The following is a 16337-nucleotide window of genomic DNA, read 5'->3' as shown; positions in this document are numbered from 1 at the left end:
TAATTACATTCTACAATTTTGCTGAAAAGTTTAATTCTTTAGTAGTTAAGTTGAAGATTAAATACTATTTAATCTAGTTCAAACATTTGTTAATAAATGACCTAATTATTAGGCAAGTTAAACGCTTATGTCGTGCGCGATCACAGTCTTTTCTCCAGCAAACAGAATCGCTTGAAATTCCCTAGGAGATTAGATTTTATGTACAAAAGTATAAATAAGCCTGTGCTAACTTAACACATCTATGTAAACTCAAAATATTACAAAAGTTTATTGAGTTTTTTATAAAACCTGAGTATTAAGTTATGTATTACGATTACTAGCTATAGCTTCATTTTGTGTCTTACGCTGTAACGATGTTAATCAATCAGGCAGCATAATTATCTTTATTATCTTTTAGCAATTTATATATTAATCTAGCTTATAAAACTAACAGTTCTTGCTTATAGTGTTACTACCTTCTTAGTCTATGATATATTCCAAATCATAAATTCATTAGGACGGGACAAAGAGGTAAAAGCTTGACTCGAATTATATGGGCAGCTTATACATGTAAAATTGGCTCAGGTCTTGAATTGTTGCTTCAAAATCTGGATGTTCGTGTAGCAATCCGCATCAGTTTCCGTGAAAATCGCTATTAATTTTATTAACTCGGACTTAATCAAGCATTAAACAGTGTTAAACTTATAATTACTACAGTATACCTCCTCCACAGGTGTCAATAGGATGTCTCATTGCCTATAGTGTAATGAGTCTATGTAAAAATTCTTTTATCTACAAAAGGTGTGAGGATAAGAGGTAAAAATGTCAAAGATCTTGTGGAAATCGCTACTGCTTAGCCCAGCAGTCCTAGGTGCAACAATAGTTGTATCCTCTACAGCGCATGCAGTAGAACAGCCGCAATCAGCTGAACTCAATCAGCAAGATGCTGCTCCAGCAACAGACTACGTAGTTGCAACCGTAGAAAACAATCTAGAGCAAAACAATACTACAGTAAACGCTATTCAACCTCAAGTAGAAGCAGAACCTGTAGTACAAGCGCCTACAGTACTAAGGCAAGCTTCAGTAGCAATGCCGATGACTGTAGCGCAAGCGACTGCACCTGCTACCGCTCCTGCTGCGCCATCACCATCAATTGAATCGTTTGAATCGTTAGACGAACTCAACCGCTACAGCAACGAAGGTAGAGGAAATGCTAACTCAGTTGCGCAAGTGACATCGGTTTCGCAACTATCAGACGTCCAACCGACTGATTGGGCATTCCAAGCATTGCAGTCGCTCGTAGAACGCTACGGAGTTATCGCGGGTTATCCTGATGGAACCTATCGCGGTAATCGAGCAATGACACGATATGAGTTTGCGGCAGGTTTAAATGCTGCGTTAGACCGAGTTAACGAACTGATTGCGGCTGGTACAGCCGATATGGTTCGTCGGGAAGACTTAGCAACCCTCCAGCGGCTGCAAGAAGAATTTGCGGCGGAACTCGCAACGCTACGCGGTCGGGTAGATGCTTTAGAAGCACAAACAGCCGAACTCGAAGCCAACCAATTTTCGACGACAACTAAATTAGTTGGTGAAGTTGTCGCTGCGATTAGCGATACGTTTGGCGACGATGTAGACGACAACACTGTATTCCAAAACCGCGTACGCTTGGACTTCCAAAGCAGCTTTGGTGGTTCGGATATTTTGCATACGCGCTTATCAGCAGGAAATGCACAGCTATTTAGCTTCAGTGCTTTTAATGGTGCGGCTCCAAACGCAACGTTTGAAGGTCAACAAACTTTTAATGTATCGCCAAACTTTGAAAACAGTGTTGCGGTCGATTGGTTAGCATACGACTTCCCACTGTTTGGTCAAGCTAGAGGGTATTTAGCAGCGACTGGTGGCGTTCACGCTGACTATGCTGCTACTGCAAATCCTTATTTTGAGGACTACGATGGTGGGAGAGGTGCGCTCTCTACCTTCGCACAACAAAACCCAATTTATCGAATCGGTGGCGGTGCTGGAGGTGGTTTAACATTAGCATTTGGCGGTAGCGGTGTTCTCAGACCAAGTTCTTTGACCGTAGGTTACTTAGCTGATAATGCCAGCGATCCTGGTTTGAGTGCGGGTATTGGTAATGGAGATTACGCAGCCCTAGCCCAGTTGAACTTCAACTTAGGCGATCGCGTTGCGTTAGCAGCAACTTACGTTCATGGCTACCACACCACAGGTAACGGTATTTTTGACATCGGTGGCTCGTTTGGCAATCAATCAGCAGGTCCAGTCGTTGGTACAACCCAAGCAAACCTTGTTGATGTCAGTGGTGATGGCTTCGTCGATGGTGTTCCAGGTTTAGCTGTTGGTCCTACCGTGACCAATTCCTATGGTGTATCGGCTGCTTTTCGCTTAAGTGACAGAATATCTATCAGCGGATTTGGCACCTACACTAACGCTACACTCTTAGGTCGCGGCGGTGCTGACATCTGGACATTTGGTGGTGGAGTTGCTTTCCCAGACTTGGGTAAAGAAGGTAACCTCTTAGGTATCTTTGCAGGTGTAGAACCTACGTTAAGAGGAGTAGATGCACCTGGCGTTGTAGGCTTTAACCGTGACTACGGGTTACACGTTGAAGGATTCTACAGATATCAACTGACAGATAACGTGTCGATTACACCTGGTGTGATTTGGTTAAGTTCTCCCGGTCAAAACAACGATAACTCAGACGTTATCATTGGAACACTACGGACAACCTTCAACTTCTAGGTTGTGATTAGTTAAACTCCGTAACTAAAAAAAATGTTAACCCGCGACCAGCGGGTTTTTTTATCGTTAGTTATCCAAACACACTAAACCCCAGTAAAGAACCGGAGTATACTAGAAGAACAGCAGATCAAAAGCTTAATAAACTATCGCGTTTAAATTAGCCTGTGGAACTCTCGTGTAAGACGGAATATGCGCTGCTTGCGCTCTTAGAGCTAGCAACTAACTACGAAATTGGCGAACCGTTGCAAATTCGGCAAATTGCTGCCCAACAGCACATCCCAGATCGCTATCTAGAACAACTACTAGCGACATTGAGGCGCGGAGGTTTAGTGAAAAGCCAACGAGGGGCAAAAGGTGGTTATGTTCTAGCACGAGAGCCTTGGAAGATTACTTTACTCGACGTCATATGCTGCTTAGACGGTCTAGAAACAACGACTTGTGAAGACGAAGCTCAACCAAAAACGGTAGAAAGCGCAGTTGTTCAAGAAGTTTGGCAAGAATCGCGTCAAGCAGCCAACGCTGTTTTGCAAAAATATTCACTGCAAAACCTCTGCGAGCAACGAGCAGCGAGAAAGCAATTGAATATTATGTATTACATTTAGGGCAACTTAGAAGTTTCGAGTTTTGAGAGAAAACTTCTTCTATTCAAAATTTGACACTTATAATTCAGAACTAAAGCGAAGCAGTGAGTAATGGTCGCAATTTCTGCTTGACTTTCTTATCTTTCTCTAATTTTTTTACATCTTTCTCATCTAGATTCCTCTTAACTAAACTAAAACTATGCGAATTGCCAACAATATTACAGAAGTAATTGGTCGCACACCTTTGGTGCAACTTAATCGCATTCCCCAAGCTGAGGGATGCGTCGCGCGGATAGTTGTGAAGCTAGAAAGCATGAATCCATCTGCCTCAGTTAAGGATCGAATTGGCTTGAGCATGATTCAAGCTGCTGAAAAAGAAAAACTGATTCATCCTGGAAAGACAACCTTGGTTGAACCTACATCAGGTAATACAGGAATTGCACTCGCGATGGCAGCTGCGGCAAAGGGATATCGGTTGATTTTAACAATGCCCGAAACAATGAGTGCCGAACGAAGAGCAATGCTGCGCGCTTATGGTGCAGAACTCGAACTCACACCAGGTATCGAAGGGATGAGTGGAGCGATTCGACGCGCACAAATGATTGTAGATAGCACGCCGCACGCTTATATGCTGCAACAATTCCGCAATCCTGCGAATGCGCAAATTCATCGGGAAACCACCGCAGAAGAACTTTGGCAAGATACCGATGGGCAAATTGATTTTATGGTGGCAGGTGTTGGTACTGGCGGCACAATTACAGGTGTTGCGGAAGTGATTAAAGCGCGCAAGCCCAGTTTTAAGGCGATCGCTGTTGAACCGGTAAATAGCCCAGTTCTCTCCGGTGGAAAGCCAGGTCCGCATAAAATTCAAGGTATTGGTGCAGGGTTTATCCCACAAGTTTTGCGCGTAGACATGATTGATGAAGTTATAACAGTAACCGATGACGAGGCGATCGCCTACGGACGCCGTTTAGCCCGCGAAGAAGGACTACTTTCAGGAATTTCTAGTGGTGCAGCTTTATGTGCTGCAATTCGGGTAGGACAGCGCGCAGAAAACAAAGGAAAACTGATTGTGATGATTCAGCCCAGCTTTGGCGAACGTTACCTAAGTACTCCGTTGTTCCAAGATTTAGAACCTAAATTTTCTGCCACGATGAATTAACGCTAAATTAGGTGTGATGGCATCGAATCATTACGACACTCTTGACGTTAATGCAGCAGCGAGCCAAGCGGAAATTAAGCAAGCTTATCGCCGCTTGGTAAAAAAATTTCATCCTGATAGTCATCAGGACACCGCCGATCATGAGCAAATTATTCGCATTAACGCAGCATACGAAGTTCTAGGAGATGTTCAAAAACGGCAATCCTATGACGAACAACTCCTCACACAAAAAACAACGCGTCGCGAACGACAACAGCGTACCACAGCAGCACAAAATCAATACCGTACCTCGCGGCAAACGGGAAGAGATGCTGATGAGGAATTAGCACGATGGCTGCACCAAGTCTATCAACCCGTGAATCGTTTGATTTGCCGAATTCTCAACTCGTTAGAAGAACAAATCGAAAATTTGGCAGCCGATCCGTTTGACGATGAATTATTAGGAGATTTTGAAGATTATCTGCAAAGCTGTCGCGACTGGCTCAAACAAGCGCAAGTAGCGTTTCGCTCGTTGCCGAATCCTCCTAGTGTTGCGGGAGCCGCAGCGCACTTGTACTACTGTCTCAATCAAGTAGGCGATGGCATCGAAGAGTTGAGTTACTTTCCACTCAACTATGACGATCGCTATTTGCACATGGGTCAAGAATTATTCCGAATCGCGGCTGGTTTGCATTGCGAAGCCCAAGAATCGCTAGAGGCGATCGCTTAATCAACATAGAGACGTTGTTGACCGTACTGTTGTGCTTTTTGCAGCAAAGCTGATAGTTCAACATCCGGCATCATCTGAGAAGGTGGAGCTACAAGCTGTCGCCAAAGATACCACGGGAAACCAATTGATTCACGTAAAGCTACGTAAGCTATTTGTGGTAAATTCCACTCATCTGGTAACTGACTTGTACGCGGAATAACCGTAAATCCATAAGCACGAAATTCGACCAGCGATCGCCACATATGCGGAGGATCGCTGATTAGTAAAATTCGTTGAATGTTTCGCTGTTGTAGAATTGCTGCTGAAAAAATCGCATTTTCTTTCGTCGTCAATGAACAGTTTTCGCCATCGACAACATTTCTAGGTACACCTTGTGCAATCAATAACTCAATAATTGGTAAAGCATCACCTCGACCACTGACAAAAATTACGGGTGCTCTTTTAGCTTGCCACAATTGAGTCGCAACCCTAGCCCGCTCCATTCTCAAGGCTCTACCTCGACCTAAAATGACAATCGCATCGACAGAAGTTCCAGGATCAGCAGGCAGAAATAGTCCATTCACAACAACAATAGACAGCAAGCCAATCGCAATCAAGCTAAACACGAGTGCAGCAATACCAGGAATTATCCATTTTCGATTGAAACGCCACTTACGAGTAATGAGCCAAAAGCTAACAACAATAGCGATGAGAATTGCCAGAAAGAGCAAAATTGGCGGTCGCAGCTGCTGCCAACCAAACTCGATGGGAAATTGTGTAAACTCACGCGGACAGAAACGAGAATCAAACATCGATTGCATTCACAACTCAGCGTCAGGTGCAATGCGCACGCTAATTAGTTTATGCTGTTATCAGCATCATTCAAAAAACTTTACATTCAACAACTCGTGTACTCATGCAATGCATTGTTAACCGTCGCGCACAGTTTTCAGCGAGTCATCGGTATTGGCTACCCGAATTAAGTGAGGCTGAGAATACACAGCGTTTTGGACTTTGCGCGCGAACACCAGGACACGGACACAACTACATTCTATATGTTTCCCTCGCCGGTGAACTCGATGAATATGGCATGGTACAAAATTTGTCTGAAGTCAAACAGGTAATCAAGCGCGAAGTTACTAGCCAACTCGATTTTTCGCACCTTAACGATGTTTGGACAGAATTTCAACAAACACTGCCTACCACCGAAAACATTGCCAGAGTCATTTGGCAGCGACTAGCACCTTACTTATCTTTAGTCCGCATTCAACTCTTTGAACATCCAGAACTTTGGGCAGAATATCAAGGAAACGGCATGGAAGCTTACTTAACACTCAGTACACACTTCAGCGCTGCACATCGGCTAGCACGTCCGGATCTCAGTTACGAAGAGAACTCAGAAATTTATGGTAAGTGCGCGCGTCCCAACGGACACGGACACAACTATCATTTAGAAGTCACTGTTAAAGGTGAGATTGACCCGCGTACCGGAATGCTCGTTGACTTAGGTGCATTGCAACAAATCATCGATGATTTAGTTGTCGAACCGCTCGATCATACCTTCTTAAACAAAGACATCGCTTACTTTGCCGAAGTTGTCCCAACCGCAGAAAATATCGCGGTATACATCAGTAATGTTTTGCGATCGCCCATCCAAGAACTAGGAGCTACATTACACAAAGTTAAGCTAATTGAAAGTCCCAACAATTCTTGTGAAATTTACTGCGATCAGACTATCCAAGGAGTTAGAGATCAGCAATCAGAGGTTAGGGAACTGGTACATTAGACTTTTTGCAAGAATTCAATTTTTCTTCCTTCAATCCCAAAGTTAGGAACCTACCACTCAGGCGAACCCCCTATAGTTCCGTAAACAAATATTTTTCTTCATCTTCTCCCAATTCTAAGGAAGAGCAAGAGGAGGCAGACACTCCAAACCATTCAAAGTCCCCCACAAGTGGGGGATTTAGGGGGCGAAAATGCTACCCAACCGCTACTTGTGCCGTGATAGTACGATGGCGGGGGGTATTAGGCGCGATCGCAATATTTTGAAACCCTGCGTCTTTCAACGCTGCTTCAATATCCAGAGTGAAATATTCATCTAAATACGGCTCGGTGCTTTTGAGTAACGTCAAAATGTAAGGAGGCATCTTACCGTAAATTTCTGATTGCGGATTCATATCCATAATTGCTAAATAGCCACCAGGACGAAGTAAGCGTCGTACTTCTTGAAAAATTTGCCGTGTCGCCGATTGTGGCAATTCGTGACATACCAGAAAGATCGAAACTAAATCAAACGATGCTGATGCTAATCCAGTCGATTCAGCCGCCGCGTGTACCCAGTTGATTTGATTTTGACGTTGTTGCGCGCGGTAATTGGCAACCGCAAGAAAATAAGGTGATAAATCTAAACCAGTAATTGCTGCGTGTGGGTAGACTTCTTGTAAGGCAAACGTACTCATACCAACACTACAGCCGATATCTAGAATGTCGCGTGGCTGCGCAACTTCTTTGAGAATGTCATGATACGACGCGCGGAGCCGAGCATCACCCTCTGCGCCTGCATCTGCCCAAATTCCTGCATGAACTGCGCGGGCGGCAACTTCGACTTCTAGCGCCGCATCCCAGCTTAAATTACCTTGCTCGTAAGCATGAAACGAACAGCAATAGTAATCAGGATATTGCAAATGCGGATTTTCGACTTGTGCAAGTTGAGTATCCCAGTCAAGCTGTTTTAATTCTTGTACTTGCTTCGTCCAAGGAACACCAATTTTTTCTGCACGTTTAATCATCATTTGCCGTGCTTGGTGCTTGGCTAAATTTGCCAACGGCTTAATTGCAAGTACTCGATTAACAAAACGGGATGCGATTTCTGGCGCAGTATTGGCAGCAACAGTCATAACGTAATACTAAAAATGTATGTCTTCTCTAGCTTATTATCGGGCTTTGGGGTGACAATTCTGAAGTACAAGCAGGGCAACGAGTTGCCGCAATGAGGATTTTAGTTAAATAATAAGGATACTCTTGTGTCGGTTCTGGTGGTACAAGTTCTTCTTGACGCTTAAAGCGGGCTAGGGAGCGAATTGCTAGATATAGGGCAAACGCAATAATAAAATCAACGACCGAGCCTATAAAACTACCAATTCTATTCTATATATTTGGACTTGTATTAATGACTTCGCGCCAATCTTCGGCGGGAATGAGTGGGTTAATCAATGGCATGACGATATCTTGCGCAAACGAGGTTACGATATTGCTAAATGCACCGCCAATAATAACTGCGATCGCTAGTTCCACAACATTTCCTTTCAACGCAAATTTCCGAAAATCTCGAAAAAAACCGTTACTGTGCGACTACGTCTGATAGTCCGTTCTACTGCCATAATTGTAGCTCTTCACCTATCAACAAGAGTAGGCGTATTTTAGTATTTTTACTCATTTAAATTAATAGATAAATTATTACAATAATATTCTTTTTTAAGTGGTTAACATATCTATTTTGATAGGATGAAACTTGCGCAGCGGTAATAGTTATTGTCAACAATTATTGATCATTGCAAGCTATTTTATATAAGTCTTGAAGATAGACAACATTGCCATACTAAGTAAGTGGGTAAAAATAAACATAACTTAAGGGCTGGTAATTGGCGAAGCCGCCGCACGCCTAAAGAGGTCTCTAAAGAAGGAACGGCAGTAACTGGTCATTGGTCATTGAAAAGAGTCTCGATTACCCATTACCGATTACCTGACAAATGTTACGTGTGATATTTAATTATGCCCACCTACTTATTAGTCCTCAATTTGAGTTGACTAATGTGACAAATTTCAGTTTAAGCACAACAAATCTCAAAGCAAATTTTAGTTTGGCGATCGCCTCTCAAGCACTAGCACTGCTTTATTTGTCAGAAGCGCTACCCTAGAAAAACAAGTTGCAGCGATCGCTTTTAGTATTTGAGGATAAGCATAATAGATGTCACAGTTCTACTTTGATACAGATAATAACCGCCACCGCTCCTTTGAACTACCAGGGGCAAAACCTCACTACAACCCAGATCGTCCAGGACAAGTTGAGCATATTTTCTTAGATCTAAATTTAGATATTCCGAGTAAGAGTTATCAAGGAACTTGTGTTATCCAGCTTAAGCCAATCCGCAATGGCATCGAAAGGTTGACGTTAGACGCAGTTAACCTGAATATTCAATCAGTACACGTTGACGATACACCACAAGTATTTGAATATGATGGTTCGCAATTGCATATTCAACTGGTATCAGCAACAGTTGTAGGTGAAGCGATCAAGATTGCGATCGCCTACTCAGCGGAAAAACCTCAACGCGGTATTTACTTTATTACTCCCGATCAACACTATCCCCATAAACCGACACAAGTTTGGACGCAGGGAGAAGATGAAGACTCGCGCTTCTGGTTTCCTTGCTTCGACTACCCTGGACAACTATCAACATCCGAAATTCGCGTCCGCGTTCCCAAACCTAACATTGCCATTTCCAATGGAACGCTGATCGACACTGCTGAAGACGGCGACGCCAAAATTTACCACTGGTTACAAGAGCAAGTTCACCCTACTTACCTTATGACACTTGCGGTAGGAGACTTTGCCGAAATTCAAGACGAATGGAACGGTAAACCTGTCACTTACTACGTCGAAAAAGGACGCGAAGCAGACGCACAGCGCACTATGGGCAAAACGCCGCGCATGATTGAATTTTTTAGCGAGAAGTATGGTTATCTCTACCCTTATCCGAAGTACGCGCAAGTCTGCGTAGACGATTTTATTTTTGGAGGAATGGAAAACACCTCTACTACTTTACTCACAGATCGCTGCTTACTCGATGAACGCGCCGCACTCGACAACCGCAACACCGAAAGCTTAGTCGCGCATGAACTGGCACATCAATGGTTTGGCGATCTTGTTGTGATAAAGCACTGGTCTCATGCTTGGATTAAAGAAGGTATGGCTTCTTATTCAGAAGTCATGTGGACAGAACACGAGTATGGCGCAGAAGAAGCTGCTTATTACCGTTTACTCGAAGCGCGCAATTACTTAGCCGAAGATAGCAGTCGTTATCGCCGTCCAATCGTTACGCACGTTTACCGCGAAGCAATTGAATTATACGATCGCCACCTTTACGAAAAAGGTTCGTGTGTCTATCACATGATTCGCGCCGAATTAGGAGAAGAGTTGTTTTGGCAAGCGATTCATACATTTGTTCAAGATAATGCCCACAAAACAGTCGAAACAATCGACTTACTCCGCGCGATTGAAAAAGCGACAGGAAGAAATTTACTATTTCTATTTGACCAATACGTTTATCGTGGCGGACACCCGGATTTTAAAGTTGCTTACACTTGGGATGGCGATAGCAAATTAGCTAAAGTTACTGTGACGCAAACGCAAGCGAAAGAAGGTTCAAACGGTATTAGCAGCGATTTATTTGACTTGAAAATCCCAATCGCGTTTGGCTATACCAACAGCGCAGAATCTTCTCCCCAATTGAAAACATTTACTGTGCGGATACACGAAAAAGAGCAGAGTTTCTATTTTCCGTTAGAGGAGAAACCGCAGTTTGTCAGTTTTGATGTCGGGAATAACTACTTAAAAACAGTCACTTTAGAGTATCCCCTACCAGAGTTAAAAGCACAATTAGAATTTGATTCTGACCCAATTTCGCGAATATATGCAGCGGAAGCTTTGGCGAAAAAAGGTGGACTAGAAGCGGTAAAAGCCCTTTCGCAAGCATTGAAACAAAATTCGTTTTGGGGAGTCTGCGCCGAAGCTGCCAAACAACTCGCCCAAGTCAAACTCGATCAAGCATTTGATGGTTTAGTCGCTGGTTTAGAGGATGATCGTCCTCTAGTTCGCCGTGCAGTGGTAGAAGCCCTCGCTGATATTAAAACACACCAAAGTTATAAAGCCATTAAACCCCTCGTAGAAAATGGCGATCCTAGCTACTACGTTGAAGCATCTGCAATGAAGGCGATTGGCGCAATTGCGGGTGGCACAGTCGATGCGAAGCCCAAAGAAGAAAAAGTGGTGAAACTGCTCAAATCAGTTTTAGAACAAAAAGCGGGATGGAACGAGGTTGTGCGTGCAGGTGCGATCGCGGGTTTAAGTCAAATGAAAACCGCTGAACCAGCCCTCGACCTTATCTTGGAATATACCAAACTAGGCGTACCGCAAGCACTGCGACTCAGCGCAATTCGCGCCCTCGGTACCATCTCCACAGGGCTAAGTACAGTCAATCTTGAACGCGTTTTGCAGCAACTTGAAGAACTCTCGCGCGAATCATTTTTCTTAACTCAAGTCTCCGTTGTCAGTGCCCTAGGACAAATGGAAACTCCTAAAGCAATTGGCATTCTACAAGCTTTAGCAAGTCAAACTCCTGACGGGCGGGTACGGCGCATGGCGGAAGAAGCTGTATCGCGAGTGCAAAGTACAGTTGGCACAGATCAAGGTGTTAAGCAACTGCGTGAAGAACTCGACGCGCTGAAACAACAAAATCAAGAACTGAGAAGTCGTTTAGAGAATTTGGAGGCGAAATCTTCACATTAGAAGGCTAGGGGGCGAAGAATATTTACTGAAGCGAGGCAGAAAGCAGGAGGCTTTGATGTTCTAGATCAAGAACTTCTTTTTCTGCTTCATGGTTTGAAGCCCTTAACTTTACTGACGGATAAACAAATCATCTGTATCTCCAGATGCATCATCTAAGAAATACGGCATTAATAAATTGATTTATGGCAATTTCCTTCTGCCTTCTACTTACTGGACTCTCTCCAAGGAAAGAAATTTGTAATTTTTCTTATTATTTATTTGTAGTTTTATATACTATAGTTAAGGAAAAGATAAAGTTTGATGGTCGGTCTTAAAGATAAATTACTGATGGGCTTACCGGAAATCCTTATCTATAAACTGATTACTCTAAGTACAGAATAATTAAGTTGTGCTAGCAACTACTGTAACAAGTGTTACTAAAAGTTGCAGCTGTCAGTGATACCAGTATAAGAGGCAAATAAAGGCGTGGGTCAGTATCAACTTGCTCAGAATAACCGCCGTTACGATCCGGAAGCGATCGCACGTTACTATCGCTACCGTCCTTGGTTAGTACTTTGGCGGGCTTGTACTATTATTTGGTGTTTTGCTGGATTTATCCTCGGTCTTTATTGGGATAAGTGGCAGAATCGAGAAGAACAGAACAAGTTTAAACGAGCAACGCAGTTACGACAAATTCTGACTCGCCTAGGACCAACATTCATCAAAGTTGGTCAAGCGCTTTCGACAAGACCTGACCTCATTCGTAAAAACTTTCTCGACGAACTTACCAAACTGCAAGACCAGCTACCGCCGTTTGATAATGCGATCGCTTTCCGAACAATTGAAACAGAGTTAAATCGCTCGGTTCAAGACATATACAGTGAGATTTCACCACATCCTGTCGCCGCAGCAAGTCTTGGTCAAGTGTATCGCGCGCGTCTGCACAGTGGCGAAGAAGTTGCTGTTAAGGTACAACGCCCCAATTTGCGCCCTGTATTGACACTCGATTTATATTTAATGCGGTGGACGGCTGGATGGATATCACCGTGGCTACCGCTAAATCTTGGTCACGATCTCAAAATGATCGTTGATGAGTTCGGTACTAAGTTATTTGAAGAAATTGATTATCTCAACGAAGCGCGTAACGCTGAAAAGTTCGCTACCAATTTTCGTAACGACCTCCGCGTCAAAGTTCCCGCAATTTACTGGCGATTTACTGCTACTCGCGTTCTAACGCTCGAATGGATTAACGGCTTTAAATTAACCGACACACAAAGCATCCGTGAAGCAGGTTTAGATACAGACACACTTATCGAAATTGGTGTGACTGCGGGGTTGCAGCAGCTATTAGAACACGGTTTCTTTCATGCCGATCCCCATCCAGGAAATTTGTTTGCAATGCCTGATGGTCGAATAGCGTACATAGACTTTGGCATGATGGATCAGCTAAGCGAACTCACGAAAGAAACTTTAGTCGATGCGATCGTGCATCTGGTAAACAAAGACTATAACGAGTTAGCCGCTGATTTTGTCAAACTAGGGTTTTTGACTCCAGATACAAATATTTGTCCAATCGTTCCAGCGCTAGAAGCCGTACTTGGTCAAGCGATTGGTCAAAGCGTCGCTGACTTTAACTTTAAGTCGATTACCGACTCGTTTTCGGAGTTGATGTATGATTATCCTTTCCGCGTTCCCGCACAGTTTGCCTTAATTATTCGTTCTTTGGTGACGCAAGAAGGAATCGCGCTGAGTCTGAACCCGAACTTCAAGATCGTTGAGGTATCCTATCCTTACGTTGCACGACGATTACTAACGGGCGAAACACCTCAGCTACGGCGCCGACTACTCAATGTGTTATTCAAAGATGGTAAGTTTCAGTGGGAGCGACTAGAAAACTTGATCGCGATCGCCCAAGCTGATAAAAGATTTGACTTGATACCAACTGCACAGTTAGCTTTACAATACCTCATATCCGAAGAAGGTAAATTCCTGCGCCAGCAATTATTGATAGCTTTAACCGAAGACGATCGCCTGCATACCGCAGAAGTGCAACGCATCTGGAATTTAGTCAAAGATGAGCTAAAGCCAAATCGCATCTTAAATGTCGCACTTGATGCTTTAACTGAGATATCAAAAGAGCGCACCGCAGCAATTTTACCACTCGTGAGTTCGTTCGCTATTTTTCCTAAACAGCAGTAAACGCGGAGTTTTTCATGTACTATTTGCCAGAGCCACCATACTTTTTAATGATTGCAGGTTTTCTTGTCTCACTGACTTCAGGCGCAGCTTTTGGTGCAACTTTGAAGCAAATTGTGCAAAACTGGTCGAGCGATCGCATTAGCAGTATGAGTTCGCAATTGCCTACAGTGTCGTTAGTTGTCCCCTTTATAGGTATCACTATCGGTGTGTACTTCTTTCTTGCTGCGGGTTTAGAAGTCTTCGGCTTTCCAGGCTTAATCGCTTATATAGTCGCGCTACCATTAACTTTATTTCTCGGTATCTTAATTTGGCGACAGTTGGGCAGTATGTTAACACTAGCCGAAAAAGAAGGCTTTGCGGCGATCGATATCGATAGTTGGCGTTAATTGATGAGCGAGTGTAGCGAGTTAATTCAAAGCTCAAAACTAATCACTTGCTGTTAACAACTTTAATTCAAATGTTGACTTAATTCTTGACGCAAGCGATAGAGTATGGTGTCGCGATCTACTTCTGCTAAGATTTCTTCAATAACGGTGCTCGTTCCGAGTTGTCCCCAAGTGCAGCCGCGTTCTAAGTAAACTTGGGCAGCGTGTCCGACGATGTAAGAACCGTAACCAGCAATACTACCTTGCGCGATCGCCGCACCAAAATAGGCAGTTAAGTTCCCAGGGTTTTCACTGCTAGCAATTGCCGCAGTACTTTTACCCAAACCTAAAAACATCCCACTTCCCAGTTCAGTCAAAAGTAAACCGCCAGAACTTAACGAAATCGTTCGCAACAGCTTTGTGGCTTCGTAGCCTGTCATTGGTAAACCATACACACGTGCTAAAGAGCGAATCAAAGCCAAGTCAGCAACAACACCACCGAGTACATCTAGAAATGCAATCGGATTAAGGGCGACTGCTAGCGCTTTGTACTTGGTAAACTGCCAGATTAAATCTTCAGCTTCTTGTTGACGCAATTCTACAGTTTTATGTGCAATTGTCGCTGTTGCTTCGCGGGCTTGTACCAACGCATTTAAAGCCAACAGCGATCGCCCTTCGCGATTAAGAATTCTTAAAATTGCCTGCTGAAGTTCTGTAATCTGTGGTGCTGGCGTCTCTAGTTCGTATGTTACATTGTCATCAGCCCACTCGACACGCACTTCCAGCGGCGCGGGTTCTGCTGCTACCATGACAATTTCATCAGGAGATACCACTTCATCTCCCTGCGTTACAGCGAGTTGCCGCAAATTGTTGTAAATCGCCTCGCGATCCGTCTCAGGATACAAGTCAATCTTATTGAAGACTAATATTAATGGTTTTTGTGCTCGCCGCAACTCGCATAGCGCTTGATATTCTGTCCGCGTAATATCTCCCGCAACGACAAACAAAATCAAATCAGCTTGACGCGCGACATCCTGCGCCATTTGTGCGCGTATTTGTCCTTCAATTTCGTCTAAGCCAGGTGTATCAATTAACTCTACTTGGATTTTACCTTTTTCGCTTGGAGTCCACCGCACCGATCGCGGATATTGCGTGACACCATGTAATGGTCCAGTTTGGAGAATTTTTTCTCCCATTAATGCGTTTAACACCGCTGACTTACCGCGACTCACTAAACCAAACGTCGCGATCCGAACTACATTTGAATCAAGTTTGTTGAGTGCTGCGTTGAGAATGTCAATTTCTGGTTTAACCAATCCTGGAAGATCTTGACTGAAGCGCGATCGCGAAGCGTGCCGGATGGCATATCCCCCCCCCGACTTGCGCAGATGCGAATACCACGACAATGCTTGCCGCAAGCTTGCTTTAGCACGGTTTAAATGGGACTCTTGTTGACTAGTACGCACTATAAGAATGAAACCTACAAATTGATTCTTAACGAGAATGACATCGTTGTGCTGTTTCTATCGTAAGCGATGTTTTGATATTGCTTTAACTATTTTGATCGATGCTAGGTTAAATTAACCGCAGATTTTTTAAATTAGTCAATCTCTGCATTAGGCAAGAAGACATTGTCGTATCCATTCCAAAATGAGCCAAAACCTCATGTTGAATTTCTGCAAGATTTGAGGACGTAACGAGGAGTATGATTTGCAGCTAGTTCCGCAAATAAACATTTTTCCCGATCTTCTCCCCTACAATTGGGAGAAACTAAGAACGGGCGAGGGAAAACCACAGCTTTCAAGTTTCCCCGTATATGGCCACCGTGTACACAAGTGAGCTAATTCAGTCAAGTCTCTGGCAAACCGCTCTCTAGCCCACGCCAGTTGTACACCACTTGCACTCCACGGAAGACACCTCCGCACGACACAGCTTCTCCAGTTCTGGGGAAACCAAGCTGTTAAAGTCCCGCAAGAATGGGGAATTGAGGGGGCTAAAAAGCCTATCAGATTTATGTATACATTATAGCCATATATGAGAGATTTAGAGGGCT

The 16337-nt window shown here is 43.8% G+C and carries 11 protein-coding genes and 1 pseudogene; 8 read left to right on the top strand and 4 right to left on the bottom strand.

Annotated features, from left to right (window positions below):
- The first annotated feature begins 801 nt into the window (after positions 1-801).
- From NIES1031_RS15020 to NIES1031_RS15005, 4 genes are all read left to right on the top strand, one after another.
- Positions 802-2742, top strand: a complete 1941-nt coding sequence (locus NIES1031_RS15020; protein ID WP_073550344.1) for an iron uptake porin — start codon at positions 802-804, stop codon at positions 2740-2742.
- A 164-nt stretch (positions 2743-2906) separates the two neighbouring features.
- Positions 2907-3344: an RrF2 family transcriptional regulator gene (locus NIES1031_RS15015; protein ID WP_073550343.1), complete on the top strand. Its 438-nt coding sequence runs from the start codon at positions 2907-2909 to the stop codon at positions 3342-3344.
- A gap of 178 nt (positions 3345-3522) precedes the next feature.
- The gene (gene cysK / locus NIES1031_RS15010) at positions 3523-4485 is read left to right on the top strand and encodes a cysteine synthase A (RefSeq protein ID WP_073550342.1); all 963 of its coding nucleotides are present in this window, start codon (positions 3523-3525) and stop codon (positions 4483-4485) included.
- A gap of 16 nt (positions 4486-4501) precedes the next feature.
- Positions 4502-5194, top strand: coding sequence for a J domain-containing protein (locus NIES1031_RS15005; protein ID WP_178378152.1), 693 nt, complete (start codon positions 4502-4504; stop codon positions 5192-5194).
- Here NIES1031_RS15005 and NIES1031_RS15000 read toward each other — a convergent pair.
- Positions 5191-5985 (bottom strand): YdcF family protein, encoded by a 795-nt coding sequence (locus tag NIES1031_RS15000; RefSeq protein WP_178378151.1) that lies wholly within the window; start codon positions 5983-5985, stop codon positions 5191-5193. The genes NIES1031_RS15005 and NIES1031_RS15000 overlap by 4 nt on opposite strands.
- Positions 5986-6089: 104 nt before the next feature.
- On the opposite strand from NIES1031_RS15000, the gene NIES1031_RS14995 reads away from it, so the two are divergent.
- Positions 6090-6959, top strand: a complete 870-nt coding sequence (locus NIES1031_RS14995) for a 6-carboxytetrahydropterin synthase (protein WP_073550339.1) — start codon at positions 6090-6092, stop codon at positions 6957-6959.
- Between the two features lie 193 nt (positions 6960-7152).
- Here the strand turns inward: NIES1031_RS14995 and NIES1031_RS14990 are convergent, their stop codons facing one another.
- Both NIES1031_RS14990 and NIES1031_RS25000 read right to left on the bottom strand, forming a co-directional pair.
- Positions 7153-8070 carry a class I SAM-dependent methyltransferase gene (locus NIES1031_RS14990; RefSeq protein ID WP_073550338.1) on the bottom strand — a complete coding sequence of 306 codons (918 nt, stop codon included), beginning with the start codon at positions 8068-8070 and terminating at the stop codon, positions 7153-7155.
- A gap of 250 nt (positions 8071-8320) precedes the next feature.
- Positions 8321-8497, bottom strand: a pseudogene (locus tag NIES1031_RS25000) (large conductance mechanosensitive channel protein MscL); the annotation flags it as partial.
- 643 nt (positions 8498-9140) lie between these two features.
- Here NIES1031_RS25000 and NIES1031_RS14980 point away from each other — a divergent pair.
- The 3 genes from NIES1031_RS14980 to NIES1031_RS14970 all read left to right on the top strand — a co-directional run bounded on the left by NIES1031_RS14980 (position 9141) and on the right by NIES1031_RS14970 (position 14305).
- Positions 9141-11741 carry a M1 family metallopeptidase gene (locus tag NIES1031_RS14980; RefSeq protein ID WP_073550337.1) on the top strand — a complete coding sequence of 867 codons (2601 nt, stop codon included), beginning with the start codon at positions 9141-9143 and terminating at the stop codon, positions 11739-11741.
- Between the two features lie 465 nt (positions 11742-12206).
- Positions 12207-13919: an ABC1 kinase family protein gene (locus NIES1031_RS14975; protein ID WP_073550336.1), complete on the top strand. Its 1713-nt coding sequence runs from the start codon at positions 12207-12209 to the stop codon at positions 13917-13919.
- 14 nt (positions 13920-13933) lie between these two features.
- Positions 13934-14305, top strand: a complete 372-nt coding sequence (locus tag NIES1031_RS14970) for a hypothetical protein (RefSeq protein ID WP_073550335.1) — start codon at positions 13934-13936, stop codon at positions 14303-14305.
- A gap of 62 nt (positions 14306-14367) precedes the next feature.
- Here the strand turns inward: NIES1031_RS14970 and NIES1031_RS14965 are convergent, their stop codons facing one another.
- Positions 14368-15750 (bottom strand): DUF697 domain-containing protein, encoded by a 1383-nt coding sequence (locus NIES1031_RS14965; protein WP_073550334.1) that lies wholly within the window; start codon positions 15748-15750, stop codon positions 14368-14370.
- Between the last annotated feature and the right edge of the window lie 587 nt (positions 15751-16337).

The organism is Chroogloeocystis siderophila 5.2 s.c.1 (assembly GCF_001904655.1).
Lineage (GTDB): Bacteria > Cyanobacteriota > Cyanobacteriia > Cyanobacteriales > Chroococcidiopsidaceae > Chroogloeocystis > Chroogloeocystis siderophila.
Note: the sequence above shows the minus strand (reverse complement) of the source record. Positions and strands in the feature narration are given on the sequence as shown.

What these genes read in the sequence shown, in the direction of transcription:
- NIES1031_RS14980 (WP_073550337.1), top strand. Translation starts at nt 9,141, where the DNA reads ATGTCACAGTTCTACTTTGATACAGATAATAACCGCCACCGCTCCTTT.
- NIES1031_RS14970 (WP_073550335.1), top strand. Translation starts at nt 13,934, where the DNA reads ATGTACTATTTGCCAGAGCCACCATACTTTTTAATGATTGCAGGTTTT.
- NIES1031_RS15000 (WP_178378151.1), bottom strand. Translation starts at nt 5,985, where the DNA reads ATGTTTGATTCTCGTTTCTGTCCGCGTGAGTTTACACAATTTCCCATC.
- NIES1031_RS14990 (WP_073550338.1), bottom strand. Translation starts at nt 8,070, where the DNA reads ATGACTGTTGCTGCCAATACTGCGCCAGAAATCGCATCCCGTTTTGTT.
- cysK (WP_073550342.1), top strand. Translation starts at nt 3,523, where the DNA reads ATGCGAATTGCCAACAATATTACAGAAGTAATTGGTCGCACACCTTTG.
- NIES1031_RS15005 (WP_178378152.1), top strand. Translation starts at nt 4,502, where the DNA reads ATGGCATCGAATCATTACGACACTCTTGACGTTAATGCAGCAGCGAGC.
- NIES1031_RS15020 (WP_073550344.1), top strand. Translation starts at nt 802, where the DNA reads ATGTCAAAGATCTTGTGGAAATCGCTACTGCTTAGCCCAGCAGTCCTA.
- NIES1031_RS14995 (WP_073550339.1), top strand. Translation starts at nt 6,090, where the DNA reads ATGCAATGCATTGTTAACCGTCGCGCACAGTTTTCAGCGAGTCATCGG.